The organism is Pseudarthrobacter sp. SL88 (genome assembly GCF_026672455.1).
Classification (GTDB): Bacteria; Actinomycetota; Actinomycetes; order Actinomycetales; family Micrococcaceae; genus Arthrobacter.
In genome coordinates this window covers 3,913,117-3,929,383 of the sequence record NZ_JAPPRD010000001.1, presented here as the reverse complement: position 1 = coordinate 3,929,383, position 16,267 = coordinate 3,913,117, and the positions used below count along the sequence as shown (strand labels likewise).

Here is a 16,267-nt window from a genome sequence, read left to right as displayed (position 1 = left end):
GAACGCCACCAGAAGGAACAGAGCAAACCATGACAGCGTGCACCGTCATCGGCCTCGGCGAAGCCGGAGCCACCTACGCCGCGGCACTGACCGCGGCCGGCCACACCGTCACCGGCTTCGACCCGGTGGCCCCCACCACCCCGCCGGGTGTCACCCGGGCCGCGACCGCAGCCGAAGCATGCACCGGAGCGGACATCGTCCTGGTGATGACCGGCGCCGCAGCCGCCCGCAGCGTGGCTCAGGAATGCCTGCCGGTACTCGACGCCGGCAGCGTCTACGCGGACTTCACGTCCTCGTCCCCGGGCGTGATGCAGGAGCTCGGCCAGTTGCCCAGCAAGGCCGGCTTCGCCGACGTCGCCATCCTCGGCCCGGTCTCGGCGCTGGGCGAAAAGACCCCACTGATGGTGAGCGGTCCCGGTGCCCGGGCCGTTGCCGACCTGCTGGCCCCCCTGGGCGTGCAGGTGGAAATCGCGGACGGTGAGCCCGGGGCGGCGATGGCCCACAAACTGCTGCGCAGCGTCCTCATGAAGGGCCTGGCGTCCGTGGTGGTGGAAGCCGTCACGGCCGGAAAGGCAGCGGGCCTGGAGGCCTGGATCCGCGGCCAGATCGCCGGGCAGCTGGCCGGCGACGGCCAGGCCGTCATCGACCGGTTCCTTACCGGCAGCGCCAAGCATGCCGTTCGCCGGTCGAAGGAAATGCAGGACACCGCCAGCTACCTGTCTGACCTTGGCGTCCCCGCCGAGATGACCACCGCGTCGGCCACCGCCCTGGCCCGCATGGCGCAGGCCACGGAACCGGCCTTGCGCTGACCGCGCAGTCAGGCACAATCAGGAACAGGCAACACGATTTCCAAACCAACCGGCATCCGGCCGTCAGGAGCAGCAGCATGATCGGCATCTGGGCACTCGGCGCCTACCTTGCCGTCATCCTGCTCTGGACCACCCTGATCAAGCGCAGCGTGGGGGAGGCCATGATCCTCGGTTTCCTGGCCGTGCTGCCCTTCACCGGCGCCGCGGCGGCGGCCATTGGCTGGGATGCCCTGTACGACGCCATCACCGACGAGATTGTCTACGCCACCATGGCGTTCGTCTTCATGGGCTACTTGCTGGACAAGGCCGGCGTCCTGGACCGGCTGATCGACCTGTTGAACTCGCTCATCGGCGGCGTCAAGGGCGGGCCCGCCTGGGTTTCCACGGTGGCATCGGCGGGTCTCGGCGGAGTGGTGCACAACCAGGCCGCCATTGCCGCCACGGTAGGCTCCGTCACCATTCCGTGGATGGAAAAATCCAAGCTGGACAAGCCGTCCGCAGCAACGCTGGTGGCGGGCAATGCCGGCATGGGCATCACGTTCCCGTTCAGCGCCTCGATGTTCGTCCTGGTGGGTTCCGCCACGGTGGGGCCGCTGCTGGACATCAATGCGCTGGTCCTGCCCCTGCTTTTCGGCGGGCTCTGGTGCTTCCTGCACCGGCTGGTGGTCACGTGGCTGCTGGTCCGCAAGAGCGGTATGACCCCGCTCGATGCCGCGCACCGGCTGACGGTGCGCTCGGCGTTCGGCCGCGGCTGGGGCACGTTGCTGCTGTTCGTGGTGGTGGCCATCCCACTGGTGATCACCACGGGAGCCCTGGCCAAAGGCCTGTCGGACTGGACCGGCGGGGACGTCACCAAATCCGTCAGCGTCATCGTGTGGATCCCCGTGGTCCTGATCATTACCGGCTTCCTCCTGGGCCGGAAAAACCTGCCGGGCAGCGGGCGGGGCTGGTGGACGCTGCTGCAGGAGTCCGCGCCGCGGTTCGGCATTGTGGGCGTCACCGTGGTGTTCGCCTTCGCCGGGGCCAACGCGCTGGCCGCCACCGGGCTGCCCCAGCAGATGATCACCCTCTTAAACGGGATGAACCTGCCGCTGTGGCTGCTGGCCATCCTGATCGGCCTGATTATCATTGCGGTGGCGGCACCGCTGTCCGCCACCGCCACCATGGCCGCCGTGGGAACGGTAGGTGTGGCATCGCTCGTCGCCGCCGGCGTCCCGGCCACCACCGCGGCCGTGGCCGTCCTGGTGTTCTCGTCCTGCGAAGCGGCCGTCCCGCCCGGCGGTGCCCCGCTGTACGTGGCCTGCGGCATCGCGGACGTGGATCCGCTCAAGACCTTCCTCCGCCTCCTGACCCATTACGCCGTGCCGCTGCTGGGCATCGGGGTCCTGATCATCCTCGGCATCCTGCCGATCTAGGGAACATTCCATGCACACGTTCCGAAGGGCCATCGAAGTCCTCTTCGTCCTCACACTGGCTGTACTGCTGGCCGGCGGCATCGTCTTCGTCCTCGGCCAGGCCATCGGCCTGGTGGCGGGGCAGGGCCAGTGGCTCACGGCGCTCAATGACAGCCTCAAGACTCCCATCTGCATGGCCGCCTCCGTCTGCGCCGTGGCAGGGTTCCTGCTCAGCTACAAGCGCCGGCAGCCTCTGGAGCAGCCGTAAGGGGCTGAAGTCCGATGAATTCCACTGACGGTATATATCCAGGCTTTGACGTGCTGCTGCAGCGGGAGGGTTGCCTGGCCGGAACTTCCTGGGGCCTGTTTCCGCACCCAACCCGCGGGACGCCGTCGTTCATCACTCCCGAGGTGGTGCTCAATGCGCGGGAGTGCATACGCACCGGCACCGTCTTCGGCCTCGACTACCCGGCCGACGCGTTCCACCCCGGAATGTCCCTGAAGCGCGGCGCACCCAAGCACACCATCTACTCCTCCCACCCGGCACACCGCGATGACTTCCTGGACGGCTATTACCTTCAGGGATCCAGCCAGGTGGACGGCCTCCGGCACCGCCGGGCGGACGACGTGGGGTTCTACAACGGCACGGCCGATGACCGCGTGGTGGAGGGGACCCCGGACCTGGGCATCCAGGAATGGGCCGATGAACCGATCGTAGGCCGCGCGGTGCTGGTGGACCTCGACGGCTACCGCGCCGCCCGGGGCGTCCCTATTGACCATGCGGCAGGGGAGCCGCTGGGCCTCGCCCTCATCGAAGCGGCCCTCACAGCACAGCATGCCACCCTCCGCCAAGGGGACATCCTGCTGCTGCACACGGGATGGTGCGAATGGTTCCTTGACCTGCCGACGGCGGAAAAGCAGCAGGTGCGCGACAGCAGGAGGGCTACGGGCATTGCCCAGTCGCAGGACTTCGTGGCGTGGGCCTGGGACCAGCGCCTGGCACTGCTCGCTGCGGACAACTTCGCCCTCGAATGCCTGCCTGCCGTTCCGGAGAGCCCGTACCGGGACTCAGCCCCCAACGACCACGGCATGATGCACCAACAACTCCTCGCGAAGCTGGGCATGCCCCTGGGCGAGCTGTGGCGCCTTGGCCCGCTGGCGCGGCACATGCGCAACGCCGGTCACTGGGATGCGTTCATCAGCATCAAACCGCTCAACATCACCGGCGGAACAGGCTCGCCGGCCAACGCCACGGCTATGCTGTGAGCGTCAGCTCCGCCGTGAAGTGACCAGCTGCCCGGCCCGTCCGGGAATCCGCCGCCGCCGTCCCGCGAGCCAGATCGCCGCGGCATTCGCCGCGACAATCAGGGCGATGCCCAGCCACTCATGGAGCATCAGCACCTGGCCCAGCACCACAATGCCGGAGAGTGCCGCGAGGATTGGGTTAATGCTCATGAACACCCCGAAAAAGCCGGCAGGAACAAACCGGAGGGCGATCAGGTCGGCGGCATACGGAACCACCGAGCACAGGATTCCGGCTGCGGCGGCGTACAGCAGTGCGGGTCCGGTGAAGCGGCCATTGGCGAGCAGGTGGATGGCCACCGGTACGTAAAGCACCAGCGAAACCAGGCTGGCGGCCGCCGGAGCCTGCAGGCCGGGCAGCCGCTGACCGGCCACGCGGTTCAGCAGGATGTAGGCCGCCCAGCCCGCCGCGCCGCCCAGGCCGATGAGGATCCCCACCAGGTCACTCGCGGGCCCGGGCATCACCAGGACGTACACGCCCACCCCGGCGCCAATCCCGCACAGCAGGTCCCAGCGGCTTCGCGAGGACAGCAGCGCCACCGCCAGCGGACCCAGGAATTCCAGAGTAACCGCCAGCCCCAGCCCGATCCGGTCGATGGCCATGTACAGGCAGATGTTCATCAGGGCCGTGGTCGCGCCCAGCAGGAGGACCGGCCACCACTGCCGCCAGGTAAAGCGGTGCAACGGCGGCCGCGCCGCGGGAAGCAGCACGGCCGCTGCCACGAGTTGGCGCACGGCCACCACCCCTGCCGGCCCGATCGCCGGGAAGGCATGCGCGCCGATTCCGGCGCCGAGCTGGTTGCTGACCCCCGCCCCGGTCATGGTCAGCAGGCCACGCACCAACGACGACGGCGGCCCGCCCGGGGTGCCCGTCGCACCGCGGGTCTTCCCCGCGCCATGCAGCAAAGTAGCGTCCATCCCCACAGTGTCAGGCTGCGGCGGGTGCCGCAGGAAATGCATGCGCCGGGCCTTCTATACGATGAGCGTATGAATGTTGAGCTGCGCTATCTCCGCGCTCTGGTCGCCGTCGTGGACGCCGAAACTTTCACGGACGCCGCCATCGAGCTGGGAACCTCGCAGGCTGCGGTCTCACGTTCCATTGCGGCGCTGGAACAGGCGCTGGGGCTCCGCATCCTGCAGCGGACCACCCGCAGCTTCTCCCCGACGCCGGTGGGCGAGCGGATCATCGCCCACGCCCGCAGTGTCCTCGACGAACTGGCCCTGCTGGAGCGGGAGGCCCGGGACCACGGCAGCGAACTGCGGGTGAGCTACGCCTGGTCCGCGCTGGGCCGCCGCACCATTGCGCTGCAGCGCCGGTGGGAGGAGATCCATCCGGAGGTATCCCTGGTGTGGGTCCAGTCCAATGCCCCGTCCGGCGGCCTCGCCGACGGTTCCGCCGATATCGCCGTCCTGCGCCGCTCCGTTGCCGACGCCCGGTTCACCTCGACGCCGATCGGAACCGAAGCGCGGTTCGCCGCGGTGGCCAGCGGCGATCCCCTCTCCCGCAGGCGTTTCCTGCGGCTGGCCGACTTCGCGGGCCGGACTATCGCCGTCGACCGCCGCACCGGAACCACCAGCGAAGAGCTCTGGCCGGAGGGCTCCCGCCCCGCCGGATTCCGGCTGGTCCAGGGCGTGGACGAGTGGCTGACCCTGATTTCCACGGGAAAGGCGCTGGGGATGTCGTCCGAGGCAACAGCCGCACAGAATCCCCGCCCGGGCATCGCCTACCGGCCGGTCCGGGACGCTCCGCGGATTGAGGTTTTCCTGGCCTCCTGGCGGGATGATCCCTCTCCCGCGGTAGCTGATTTCATCCGCCTGGCGCGCGAAGCCTACGTGGCGGGATAGCGCTTGCCCATTGACGTAACGAGGGTCACGTCCTAAGATTGTGAATCGATTCAAAGCGCCGGTTTCCCGGTTCTTTGCCAATGGAGTCGAAGGACAAGCACATGAGCACTACCCACAGCAGCGCCGTCAATCCCGGTGCCGTCCGTACCGGCGGGGCAGCAGGAGCCGGTCCGCGGGATCCCAGGAAGGCCGCGATGAGCGGCTGGATCGGAAGCGCCCTGGAGTACTACGACTTCGCGCTGTACTCGCTGGCCGCCACCCTGGTTTTCCCCACCATCTTCTTCCCGTCGGAAAACCCCACCGTCGGCATCATCGCCTCGCTGGCCACCTACGCGGTGGGGTACGTGTCCCGGCCCATCGGTGCCGTGGTCCTTGGTGCCTACGGCGACCGGAAGGGCCGCAAGAGCGTGCTGGTCTTCGCGATGCTGCTCATGGGTTTCGCAACCTTCGCCGTCGGCCTTCTCCCCACCTACGGCCAGGTGGGCCTCCTGGCTCCGGCACTGCTGGTGGTCCTCCGCCTGATCCAGGGCTTCGCCGTGGCCGGTGAACTGGGCGGTGCCAGTGCGATGATCGTGGAGCACTCGCCGGATGCCAGGCGCGGCTTCTTCGCCAGCTTCAGCCTGCAGGGCACCCAGGTGGGCTCCATCCTGGCCACCGCCGTCCTGCTCCCGCTGTCCGCGGCACTCCCGGCGGACCAGTTCGCGTCCTGGGGCTGGCGCATCCCGTTCCTGCTGAGTGCCGTGGTGATCCTTGCCGGCTACTTCATCCGCCGCCGGGTCCAGGAACCGCCCGCCTACGCTGCGAAATCCGGTGAGGCCGCGCAGAAGCAGCGCTTCCCGCTGGTGGAGCTCCTGCGCACCCGCCCCGGCGCCATGGTCCGGTGCATCCTGATGACCTTCGCGAATGTCATCGGCATGGCCACCCTGATCTTCGGCGTCTCCTACGCCACCCAGAAGGGCTACGGCAACGGCTTCTCCAGCAGTGAGTTCCTATGGGTCACGCTGGTGGCCAACATCGCCGCAGTTGTCACCATTCCGCTCTTCGGCGCGCTGTCCGACCGGATCGGCCGGCGCACGCTGATGGCAGGCGGCGGACTGCTGGGCGGCGTGATGGTGGGCGGCTACCTGTGGGCGATCGAACAGGGCAGCCTGCCGCTGGTGTTCGTCTCCGTGGTGATCGTGCAGGGCATCTTCTTCCAGATGTGGAACGCCACTTTCGCCACGTTCTTCCAGGAGCAGTTCCCCATGCGGATCCGCGTCACCGGGTTTGCCGTCTCGCAGAACATCGGCCTGATGATCGCGTCCTTCTTCCCCAGCATTTTTACGGCCATCGCCCCTCCGGGCACCGCCAACGTGCCGCTGACCATCGGGCTGGCCACCTTCGTCATCTGCCTGGTGGCCACCGTGGCCACCCTCATGTCCTCGGACACCAAGGGCAAGTCGCTGGAGGATTTGGAGGCCCACAAGGCCTGAGCGGTCTGACTGCCGGCGCGCCAGCACGGCCACGAGGAGGGGACAGCACGTGCTGTCCCTTCCTTTTTTCGTGTTGCCGCTCCGCATGCACGGTCACCCGCGTGGTGTCGCCCACAAAAGCACGCCTGCATAGTTGTATACAAGTACGCTGATGGTTGGAGGTTCCACCCATGCCAGCTATTCCAGCCCGGAACACGGGCGCCCACGTTGTCTACGCCGAACTGAAGCGGCGCATCCTATGCCTTGACCTGAAACCGGGTGAGCGTATCTACGAACCGGCAATGGCCACCGCCCTGCAGGTGAGCCGGACGCCGCTGCGGGAAGCCATCAGGCGGCTGATTTCGGAGAACCTCCTGGAGCAGCAACCCACCGGGGGCGTGGTTGTCCCGGTGCTGGACGAGGCCGAAATCTCGGAGCTCTACGAGGTCCGGGCGGCCGTGGAGTCCCTCATGGCGCGGAATGCCTGCCTGAAAGCAACACCCGCGGACCTCGGCGAACTCCACGGGATCCTGGCGCGGAACGCCGCGCTGGTGGAGTTTGCCGACGACGCCATGCAGCAGGGCATGGCCCTGCATGCCCGGATCGCACTGATCGCCGGCAATTCCTGGGCCGGGCGGTTCCACGAGCAGGTCGCCAGCCAGATGGAGCGGTACCGGCATTACACCAACAGCACCCAAAGGCGGCGGGACCAGGCGCTGGCGCAGCACCGGGCACTGGTTGAGGCGATCGCCGCCGGTGATCCGGAGCGGGCAGCCAAGGTGGCCTTCGAGCATGTGATGGGCGCACGCGACGCCGCCGTCAGGGCGCTTTCCGGTAAGAACGGCTCCGGCTCATGATCGGAGAACTCGGCCGCCGCTCGGCCACCGCCCTGCTCCTGCACTCGGCACTGATCCAGGCCGTTACGTTCCTGGTGCGGCCGGCCGCCACCTACCGGGCGCTGGAGCTGGACGTTCCAGGCTTCGCCCTTGGACTCCTGGCGGCCAGCTACGCCGTCTTCCCACTGCTCCTCGCCGTTCCCACGGGCGGCCTGGTGGACCGCCTGGGTGAGCGCCGGCTCATGGCGATCGGGTCCGGCGTCGTGCTCGCCTGCTCCGCGTTCCTGCTGTTCTGGGGCTCCTCCATCACCACCCTGGTCATTGGAACCGCCTTCCTGGGCGCCGGGCAGCTGGCCTGCGTGGTGGGACAGCAGGCGGTGGTGGCCAACAACGCCGCGGCAAGCCGGATGGATTCTGCCTTTGGATACCTGACGTTCGCTGCCTCGCTGGGCCAGGCCCTGGGGCCGCTGGCGATTTCCCTGGTGGGCGGCAACTCGGTCCAGCCGGACACCCGGATGATCTTCCTGCTCGCCGTGTGCATGAGCGCGGTGCTTTTCGGAACCACCTTCGTCGTCTCGGCCGAGGTCAGCGGCGGCCGGAAGAAAGCCGGCGACGAAAGTGCAGCCAAGGGCAGCGCCGTCTCACTCCTCAAAGCCCCCGGCGTCGCCCGTGCGCTGGCCACCAGCGCCACCGTCCTCGCCGTGGTGGACCTGACCATGGTCTACCTTCCCGCGCTGGGAACAGACCGCGGCCTCACCGCGGCCACCGTCGGTGCGATGCTCACGGTCCGCGCCGTGTTCTCCATGGTGTCCAGGCTCCTGCTGGGGCGGGTCTCACGGAAGATCGGGCGCATGCGGCTGCTGGTCACCAGCCTCGCTTTGTCCACTGCCGCCTTGGCTGCAGCGGCCATTCCCATGCCGGCCTGGCTGCTGTTTGTGGTGATGGCTGTACTCGGGCTGGGCCTTGGCATCGGCCAGCCGCTCACCATGTCGTGGCTGTCGGCGCAGGCGCCGGCGGGTCAGCGCGGGCGGGCACTCGCCCTCCGCCTCGCCGGGAACCGCGTGGGGCAGGTGATATTGCCGAGCGCCATCGGCGTCGTCGCGGCAGGCCTGGGGGCTGCAGGCGTGTTCCTCGCGTCCGCCGTGGTGGTGGGCGGAACGATGGTGCTGCTCCGTGGGGTCAAACTGGACTGACCTGCGGGTCCGTCGCGGGGCACCGCCACGACAGTGACTGTCACGCCGGGCATGCTTTTGGGTGGCGGACGACGGCGGATCCCCGGGTTTTCGGGGCTTCCCCACCTGAGGCGGCCCGAAATCGTGCCGCGCGTGACGCCGTCGTCCGTTCCCGGAAGTCGGCACAAAAAGGGTCCGGCCGGGGGTGACCACCGGCCGGACCTTTCGGTGCACTATGCGGAATGCAGCCCGGGACTAGCCGGTGTGGTTGGACAGCGCCACCAGGACGCCGGCCACTGCGAAGTACTTGTTGCTGCCCAGGTCACGGATTGTCTTGATGCCCATGCCGGCAAGGAGTTCGGCGTGCTTCTCTGTCAGGCCGGCAAGGGCCGACGGAGGGGCATCCAGGATTTCCTCGAGGGAAAGGTTTTCGAACTCTTTATCGAGTTTCTTGCCAAGCTCAATTGAAACGGCCATTGTCATCCTTTGCTTGAACAAACCATACGGTGACTACCCGGCCCACGCTGCTGCCGGATCCAGGCCGGGAAAACCCCGCCCGTGGTCGCTACGGTAGTGCACAGCGGCGGGTCCCGGAAGAGCCGGGACCCGCCGCTTTCCCTTAGGAGGCTGAGGATGCGGAGTTGTACGCCTGCTGGATCACTGAACCCCAGTACGGGCCGTACATCTTGGTGGAGTTGGTGCCGTAGCCGTAGCTGTTGACGGAGTTCTGGTAGCCGCTGGAGCTGGTGCCGATGAACCACGGTCCGCCTGAGGAGCCGCCGGTCATGTTGCAGGGGATGCCCTGGGTGTTGAACTCGGGGCTGTAGGGATCGTTGGTGGCGGTGCCGGAGCAGCTCTTCAGTGATTCGCCATTGAACGGTGAGGCTGCCGGGTAGCCGAAGGCCTTGTAGGCCAGGCCGCGGGCGGCGTTGAAGCTCACGCCGGAGGCCCCGACGACGTCAGCCAGGTTGCGGCCGTTGAGCTGGCTCATCACGGCAAAGCCCGTGTCGTACTGCATGCTGCCGGACGAACTCCACTGGGTGGGGGCGTAGAGCGCCTTGGCGGTCCACTTTCCGTAGGGTGCGGCGCCGTTCAGGTAGGCGGGAACGAACGTGAACTTGGTGGCGAAGGCTCCGGGGCCTTCGTTGAGGCAGTGGCCGGCGGTGGATACGGTGTTGCGGTTGGTGGACACCACCGAGTTGGCTGAGCAGACGTAGTTGGTGCCGCCGAGGGTGAAGAACACCTTGCCGATGTGGGACACGGGAGTTTCGCTGGCGTTGGTCTTCGTCTGGATCTGGGGTGTGGAGCCCTGGATCTTGGTTTCCGGGCCCTTTGCCTGCTCCGGGAGGACTGCCGGGTTGGCCTTCTGCCGGTCCACGGCCTTCTTCGCGAGGACGTCCGCCGGGACGGCTGAACGCATGCGTTCCGGCGTCCAGTAGTCGGCTCCGGTGGTGTCGGTGACGGCCGCGCTGCTGACACCTGCAACGTCCTTGGTGTCCGGCGATGCGGGGGCTGCCGTCGCCTGCCCGGCAGAGCAGAGGGCGAACAGTGCTGCGGTGGTGAGGCTCATGAGGCTTGTGGCCAGAGTCCTGGTTGATGTCATAGCTGTCCTCGGTAGGTTCGAAGTGAAGCGGACCTGTTGGGTGGTTCGCTGGAGAGAACCTATCTCGGTATGACAAACTTGTAAATAAGATTCTTCAATCAGTTAATGACTCTACGAATTTGTAATCACTGTTGGATGCGGGAGGGGATGTGCTAAAGATCAGCCACCGTCCGGCGTGCGGTGATGGGAAGCGAAGGCTGTGAGGCCCGGCCCGGAAGAACGCGGCGGGGCGTAGGGTCCATGTTTGATGGACCACAGATAGCAGATGGCAAACAGGGCAGCTGCCAGGACTGGGACCAGAAAGAGCGACAGTTCGCTGCCTCGAAGCAGGAGTGCAACGTTGAACGCAACTATTGCTAAGAGCAGTGGAAAGGGCGCGGCCAGGGCACCGCTCCGGACGGCGTCCTTTTGGAATTGGCCATAGAGCACTCCCGCGGCAAAGAAGCCGATTACGAGTGCTCCGCCGAGGACAAAAACCAGCGGGACCGGCGCCAGCCCCACGGTTATGACCACCGCGGCCAGGAGGCCGCTAAGGGTTAGCCAGTACTTTGATTTGGTCGACATCGTTGTTTCATCTCGGTTCATATCAGGCCCAGAACGCTGCCACGCGGCGGTGCAACCCGCAGACCAGCATCAAACCCAGATCAGCTGTCACCATATTTCTAGACTTCATGAATTAATCCCCCAAATTCATCGGGCTTTACCCGAACCATATTTGTCCCCGGCGTCATGGGCTCAGGTCCGGTTCAACCTAAAACCCTTAACAAAACAATGCAAGTCAAATGGGGATCGGCTACTAGGCGGGGATTACGGCAGCCGCGAGGGCCGCAGCAGGCTTGCTTCCCCGGCTCGGGCCGGGTCCAGCGGCACCGGACTTACCAGCACCGCCGGGCCCCGGTGCAGCAGTCCGTCCGAAAGCGCGCGGCAGCGGATGCCGCCGCGTCCCCGCATGGCCGGATGCGCCCCGCGGGCCAGCACCTCATTCATCCACGCACAGGGCTGCGCGTGCCGGCCGCCGTGGAAATCCACCCGGGACCCACCCGATTCCAGCGTGAAGTCCTGCCCCAGCAGAGGCGGCAGCTGCACCCCGCGGAGGATCACGTTCCGGCGCGTCAGCAGGGGATTGAAGGGGCCGGCTCCCAGCTCGGCCGCGATGGCCTCCAGCGATTCGACGGCGAACAGGGTCACCGCGGCGTCCATGTGCGCGGCCTTCCCAAAGAACCTGTCACCCACGATGCCCTTGCCGGCCACCACCTCGGCAACCTCGGCATCAGCAGTGGGCACGTCAGCGGCTCCGTCCCGCGCCCGGCCGAAGTAGGCGTGCGCGGGGGACACCAGCAGGTGCAGGATCTCGACGTCGTACCGGAATTTTTCGGCCATACGGCCAGCGTAGGCCAGCCCTGCCGCGAAAACAGGCCGCCGGTGGAATGATCAGGAACCATGGACTCCTCTTTCCCTGCGGCAACAGCTGCCCCCGCCAGGGGCCGGACTGTGATCTTCTGGATCTCGGCGGTGTGCGCTGCCGCCCTCATCGCGGTTCCGGCCTGGATGCTGGTGGCGAATCCGGCTGTCCTGGGCGGGCACCCGCTGCTGCCGGGCCTGCTGATCGCGGCCGCCGTCGTCGGGGTGGCCTGGGCTGTCCTGCTCTGGCACCGCCGGGACAGACCCCGTCCCCGCCGGCTGCCGAGGGCCATCGGTGCGTGGGCGGGGCGGACCGCCGTACTGGGACTCGTGGCCGCGCTGGCGTGGCTCAATCCGTTCGCCTACCAGCCCGGCGCGGCCGCGGAGGCCGGGCCCAAATCCGATCTCATCGTCACCGAAACGACCACCACCATCACCATGACGCCCGACGGCGGCCGGGCACCCACCAAGGGACTGGTGTTCTACCCGGGCGCCCGCGTTGATGCGCGTGCCTACCAGGACATCCTGGCCCCGGCCGTCGGCGCAGGGGTTCGTGTGGTAATCCTGAAGGAGCCGCTGGGTCTCAGCCTGCTGGATGTCAACCAGGCCCGCAGCGCGATGGCGGACAACCCGGACATCACCACCTGGGCAGTGGGCGGCCACTCACTCGGTGGGGTGGCCGCGTCCTCATTTGCCCAGGACAACACCGACGTCAAAGGCCTGGTCCTCTACGCCTCCTACCCGCTGGACTCGCTCCGCGGCCGGTCAGGGCTGCAGGTCCTGTCCGTGTCCGGGACCAAGGACGGCCTTAGCACCCCGGCGAAGATCGATGCCTCCCTGGAGCTGCTGCCCGCCGACGCCGAGTTCGCCGCCGTCCAGGGCGGCGTGCACGCCTTCTTCGGCGACTACGGCGCGCAGCCCGGCGACGGCGACCCCGGCATCAGCCGTGAGGTCGCGCAGGAACAGATCGCCGCCGCCACAGTCGACTTCCTGGGGCAGCTCTAGCGGAAGTAGGTTTCGCTCCCCAACCGCTCCCTAACCTCGCAAGCTCGGCCAGGGATCCTGCGGCCGTGGGCCCATGCTCAACCACCGGCGGCCAGCTCTAGGCGCCCACGTACGTTGCCAGGTGCTGCCCGGTCAGCGTCGACTTCGCCGCCACGAGATCGGCTGGCGTGCCCTCAAAGACGATCGACCCGCCGTCGTGCCCTGCCCCGGGCCCGATGTCAATGATCCAGTCCGCGTGCGCCATGACCGCCTGGTGGTGCTCGATGACTATCACCGACTTCCCGGACTTCACCAGCCGGTCCAGCAGGCCCAGGAGTTGTTCGACGTCGGCGAGGTGCAGGCCTGTGGTGGGCTCGTCCAGGATGTACACGTCGCCCTTTTCCGCCATCTGCGTGGCCAGCTTCAGCCGTTGGCGCTCGCCGCCGGAGAGCGTGGTGAGCGGCTGGCCGAGGGTGATGTAGCCCAAGCCCACGTCGGCAAGCCGTTCCAGGACCTTGTGCGCGGCCGGGGTCTTGGCTTCACCTTCGGCGAAGTACTGCAGCGCGGCGTCCACGGACATGTCGAACACGTCCGCGATGCTGCTGCCACCCAGCGTGTATTCCAGCACGGCGGCCTGGAAGCGGCGGCCCTCGCAATCCTCGCAGGTGGATTCCACTGTGGCCATGACGCCGAGCTCGGTGAAGATCACGCCGGCGCCGTTGCAGGTGGGGCAGGCGCCCTCGGAGTTGGCGCTGAAGAGGGCCGGCTTGACGCCGTTGGCCTTGGCGAACGCCTTGCGCACCGGCTCAAGGAGGCCGGTGTAGGTGGCGGGGTTGCTGCGCCGTGAGCCCTTGATGGCGCCCTGGTCGATGACGATCACGCCCTCCCGCTTGGCCAGGGAGCCGTGGATGAGCGAACTCTTGCCGGACCCGGCCACGCCGGTCACCACGCACAGCACGCCCAGCGGCACGTCAACGTTCACGTCGCGGAGGTTGTTTGTGGCGGCACCGCGTATCTCCAGCGCCCCGGCGGCCTTGCGGACGGATTCTTTGAGCCGGGCGCGGTAGCCGATGTGCCGGCCGGTGACGGTATCGCTGGAACGCAGCCCCTCGACGTCGCCCTCGAAGACAATCTCGCCACCGCCGGTGCCGGCCAGCGGACCGAGGTCGACGACGTGGTCCGCTATGGCAATGGTCTCCGGTTTGTGCTCCACCACCAGGACGGTGTTGCCCTTGTCCCGCAACTGCAGCAGGAGATTGTTCATCCGCTCGATGTCATGCGGGTGCAGGCCGATGGTGGGCTCGTCGAAGACGTAGGTGATGTCGGTGAGCGAGGAGCCCAGGTGGCGGATCATCTTGGTGCGCTGCGCCTCGCCGCCGGAGAGCGTGCCGGCCGGCCGGTCCAGGGAAAGGTAACCCAGGCCGATTTCCGTGAAGGAGTCCAGCAGGCCCCGGAGCCCGGTGAGCAGCGGCCGGACGGCGGGCTCGTCCAGGTCCCGCACCCATCCGGCGAGGTCGCTGATCTGCATGGTGCACAGGTCCGCGATGCTCTTGCCCTTGATCTTCGATGCCAGGGCCTCCGGCGTGAGCCGCGTGCCCTTGCACTCGGGGCAGACGGCGAACGTGACCGCGCGTTCCACGAACCGGCGGACGTGCGGCTGCATGGCCTCCACATCCTTGGACAGCATCGACTTCTGGATCTTGGGGATGATGCCCTCGAACGTGAGGTTCACGCCCTCCACCTTGATCTTGGTGGGCTCGGCAAACAGCATCGTGTCCAGCTGCTTGGCTGTGAACTTGGCGATCGGCTTGTCCATCGGCAAACCCATGCCCTCGAACAGGCGGCCGTACCAGCCGTCCATCGAGTAGCCCGGAACGGTCAGGGCGCCTTCGGCGAGGGTCTTGGAATCGTCGTACAGCGCGGTCCGGTCGATGTCGCTGACGTTGCCCATGCCCTCGCAGCGCGGGCACATGCCGCCCAGGTAGGTGGCCTGCTGGACGATGCTCTTTTCCACCCGGCCGCCTTTCTCGGTGCTCATTACGCCGCTGGCCTTGCGGGTGGGCACGTTGAAGGAGAAAGCGGTGGGCGGGCCGACGTACGGCTGGCCCAGGCGGCTGAACAGGATCCGCAGCATGGCATTGGCGTCGGTAGCGGTGCCCACGGTGGATCGCGGGTTGGCGCCCATCCGCTCCTGGTCCACGATGATCGCCGTGGTCAGCCCCTCAAGCCGGTCCACGTCCGGGCGGGCCAGGCTGGGCATGAAGCCCTGGACGAACGCGCTGTAGGTTTCGTTGATCATGCGCTGGGATTCGGCGGCGATGGTGGCGAACACCAGCGAGCTCTTGCCGGAACCGGACACCCCGGTGAACACCGTCAGCCGGCGCTTGGGCAGGTCCAGGCTGACGTCCTTGAGGTTGTTCTCCCGTGCGCCCTGCACGCTGATCGTGTCGTGGCTGTCGGCGACGTGCGCCGCTGCCGCCCGGTTGTCGGTGCCGGTATCCGTGCTCATCGAGCCTCCATCTCGTTGGGCGGCGCTGAAGGGAGGCTGCACCGGGCAGCCTCCCTCCGGCGTCGTTGGTATCAGCCTACGGCTGCTGGTTGATGCGGACGGTGTTTCCGGCGGGGTCGCGGAAGGCGCAGTCCCGGATGCCGTAGGGCTGGTCGATGGGTTCCTGGACGACGTCCGCCCCGCTGGCCTCCACCTTGGCGAACGCGGCGTCCACATCGGGGGAGGAGAGGACGATGGTGGCGTAGGTGCCCTTGGCCATCATTTCGGCGATGGTGCGGCGTTCGTCCTCCGTGATGCCGGGGTCCACGGCCGGCGGGTGCAGGACGATGGAGACGTCCTTTTGGCCGGCGGGGCCCACGGTGATCCAGCGCATGGTGCCGCGGCCCACGTCGTTGCGGATCTCGAAGCCGAGCGCATCGCGGTAGAAGGCCAGTGAGGCGTCGGGATCGGTGGCGGGAAGGAAGGTTGAGGAAATGGTGATGTCCATGCCAGTCATGCTAGTAACGCCTCAACCGCGGGCGCTTCTCGATTCCTGACCGGTCTGGTGACCTGTTTTTCCACGCACGCAGGGATGCCGGCCGTGGAGTGTTCCGCTTCCTGTTTATAGACGCTGGGCGGCATCCCCACGAGTTCGCTGAAGCGGGTGCTGAAGGTGCCCAGCGAGGAGCAGCCGACGGCGAAACACACCTCGGTGACGCTGAGGTCGCCTTTGCGGAGCAGCGCCATGGCGCGTTCGATGCGCCGGGTCATGAGGTAGCTGTAGGGCGACTCCCCGTAGGCGAGCTTGAAGCGGCGGCTGAAGTGGCCGGCGGACATGTGGACGTCCCTGGCGAGCGATTCGACATCCAGCGGCTGGGCGTATTCCCGGTCCATCCGGTCCTTGACGCGCCGCAGCCGGGCGAGTTCGCGGAGGTACGGATCGGCGGGCGTGGAGGTCACTCTCAGATGGTGCTACGCGGCA

At 67.3% G+C, this 16,267-nt stretch carries 17 protein-coding genes; 9 read left to right on the top strand and 8 right to left on the bottom strand.

Features of this window, described 5'->3' with window-relative positions; genetic code table 11:
• Nucleotides 1–29: 29 nt before the first annotated feature.
• The 4 genes from OVA06_RS17865 to OVA06_RS17850 all read left to right on the top strand — a co-directional run bounded on the left by OVA06_RS17865 (nucleotide 30) and on the right by OVA06_RS17850 (nucleotide 3,469).
• Nucleotides 30–809 carry an NAD(P)-dependent oxidoreductase gene (locus OVA06_RS17865; RefSeq protein WP_268160167.1) on the top strand — a complete coding sequence of 260 codons (780 nt, stop codon included), beginning with the start codon at nucleotides 30–32 and terminating at the stop codon, nucleotides 807–809.
• A gap of 77 nt (nucleotides 810–886) precedes the next feature.
• A complete protein-coding gene (locus tag OVA06_RS17860; protein ID WP_268160165.1) occupies nucleotides 887–2,224 on the top strand; it encodes a TRAP transporter large permease subunit in 1,338 nt (445 codons plus the stop codon).
• Nucleotides 2,225–2,234: 10 nt separating this feature from the next.
• Nucleotides 2,235–2,471, top strand: coding sequence for a hypothetical protein (locus tag OVA06_RS17855; protein ID WP_268160163.1), 237 nt, complete (start codon nucleotides 2,235–2,237; stop codon nucleotides 2,469–2,471).
• Between the two features lie 14 nt (nucleotides 2,472–2,485).
• Nucleotides 2,486–3,469, top strand: coding sequence for a cyclase family protein (locus OVA06_RS17850; protein ID WP_268160161.1), 984 nt, complete (start codon nucleotides 2,486–2,488; stop codon nucleotides 3,467–3,469).
• A 3-nt stretch (nucleotides 3,470–3,472) separates the two neighbouring features.
• Here OVA06_RS17850 and OVA06_RS17845 read toward each other — a convergent pair whose 3' ends face one another.
• Nucleotides 3,473–4,423: an EamA family transporter gene (locus OVA06_RS17845; protein ID WP_268160159.1), complete on the bottom strand. Its 951-nt coding sequence runs from the start codon at nucleotides 4,421–4,423 to the stop codon at nucleotides 3,473–3,475.
• Nucleotides 4,424–4,492: 69 nt separating this feature from the next.
• Between OVA06_RS17845 and OVA06_RS17840 the strand changes: the two genes are divergently transcribed.
• From OVA06_RS17840 to OVA06_RS17825, 4 genes are all read left to right on the top strand, one after another.
• On the top strand, nucleotides 4,493–5,350 hold the full coding sequence (locus OVA06_RS17840) for a LysR family transcriptional regulator (RefSeq protein WP_268160157.1): 858 nt from the start codon (nucleotides 4,493–4,495) through the stop codon (nucleotides 5,348–5,350).
• Between the two features lie 194 nt (nucleotides 5,351–5,544).
• Nucleotides 5,545–6,822, top strand: coding sequence for an MFS transporter (locus OVA06_RS17835; protein ID WP_442793586.1), 1,278 nt, complete (start codon nucleotides 5,545–5,547; stop codon nucleotides 6,820–6,822).
• A 170-nt stretch (nucleotides 6,823–6,992) separates the two neighbouring features.
• Complete coding sequence (locus tag OVA06_RS17830; protein WP_268160153.1) at nucleotides 6,993–7,658, top strand: GntR family transcriptional regulator; 666 nt, start codon at nucleotides 6,993–6,995, stop codon at nucleotides 7,656–7,658.
• On the top strand, nucleotides 7,655–8,830 hold the full coding sequence (locus OVA06_RS17825; RefSeq protein WP_268160151.1) for an MFS transporter: 1,176 nt from the start codon (nucleotides 7,655–7,657) through the stop codon (nucleotides 8,828–8,830). Before OVA06_RS17830 ends, OVA06_RS17825 begins: the two co-directional genes overlap by 4 nt.
• Nucleotides 8,831–9,064: 234 nt before the next feature.
• Here the strand turns inward: OVA06_RS17825 and OVA06_RS17820 are convergent, their stop codons facing one another.
• The 4 genes from OVA06_RS17820 to OVA06_RS17805 form a co-directional block, all read right to left on the bottom strand.
• The gene (locus OVA06_RS17820; RefSeq protein ID WP_268160149.1) at nucleotides 9,065–9,286 is read right to left on the bottom strand and encodes a hypothetical protein; all 222 of its coding nucleotides are present in this window, start codon (nucleotides 9,284–9,286) and stop codon (nucleotides 9,065–9,067) included.
• A 142-nt stretch (nucleotides 9,287–9,428) separates the two neighbouring features.
• The gene (locus OVA06_RS17815; RefSeq protein ID WP_268160147.1) at nucleotides 9,429–10,412 is read right to left on the bottom strand and encodes a trypsin-like serine peptidase; all 984 of its coding nucleotides are present in this window, start codon (nucleotides 10,410–10,412) and stop codon (nucleotides 9,429–9,431) included.
• A gap of 159 nt (nucleotides 10,413–10,571) precedes the next feature.
• Complete coding sequence (locus OVA06_RS17810; RefSeq protein ID WP_268160145.1) at nucleotides 10,572–10,976, bottom strand: hypothetical protein; 405 nt, start codon at nucleotides 10,974–10,976, stop codon at nucleotides 10,572–10,574.
• A 243-nt stretch (nucleotides 10,977–11,219) separates the two neighbouring features.
• Nucleotides 11,220–11,792 (bottom strand): MOSC domain-containing protein, encoded by a 573-nt coding sequence (locus OVA06_RS17805; protein WP_261618801.1) that lies wholly within the window; start codon nucleotides 11,790–11,792, stop codon nucleotides 11,220–11,222.
• 60 nt (nucleotides 11,793–11,852) lie between these two features.
• Here OVA06_RS17805 and OVA06_RS17800 point away from each other — a divergent pair, with 60 nt between their 5' ends.
• A complete protein-coding gene (locus tag OVA06_RS17800) occupies nucleotides 11,853–12,818 on the top strand; it encodes an alpha/beta hydrolase (protein ID WP_268160143.1) in 966 nt (321 codons plus the stop codon).
• Nucleotides 12,819–12,915: 97 nt separating this feature from the next.
• Here OVA06_RS17800 and OVA06_RS17795 read toward each other — a convergent pair whose 3' ends face one another.
• The 3 genes from OVA06_RS17795 to OVA06_RS17785 form a co-directional block, all read right to left on the bottom strand.
• A complete protein-coding gene (locus OVA06_RS17795; RefSeq protein ID WP_268160141.1) occupies nucleotides 12,916–15,306 on the bottom strand; it encodes an excinuclease ABC subunit UvrA in 2,391 nt (796 codons plus the stop codon).
• A gap of 76 nt (nucleotides 15,307–15,382) precedes the next feature.
• Nucleotides 15,383–15,802 carry a VOC family protein gene (locus OVA06_RS17790; protein ID WP_268160139.1) on the bottom strand — a complete coding sequence of 140 codons (420 nt, stop codon included), beginning with the start codon at nucleotides 15,800–15,802 and terminating at the stop codon, nucleotides 15,383–15,385.
• Nucleotides 15,799–16,245 (bottom strand): helix-turn-helix transcriptional regulator, encoded by a 447-nt coding sequence (locus OVA06_RS17785; protein ID WP_268160137.1) that lies wholly within the window; start codon nucleotides 16,243–16,245, stop codon nucleotides 15,799–15,801. Before OVA06_RS17785 ends, OVA06_RS17790 begins: the two co-directional genes overlap by 4 nt.
• Nucleotides 16,246–16,267 lie beyond the last annotated feature (22 nt).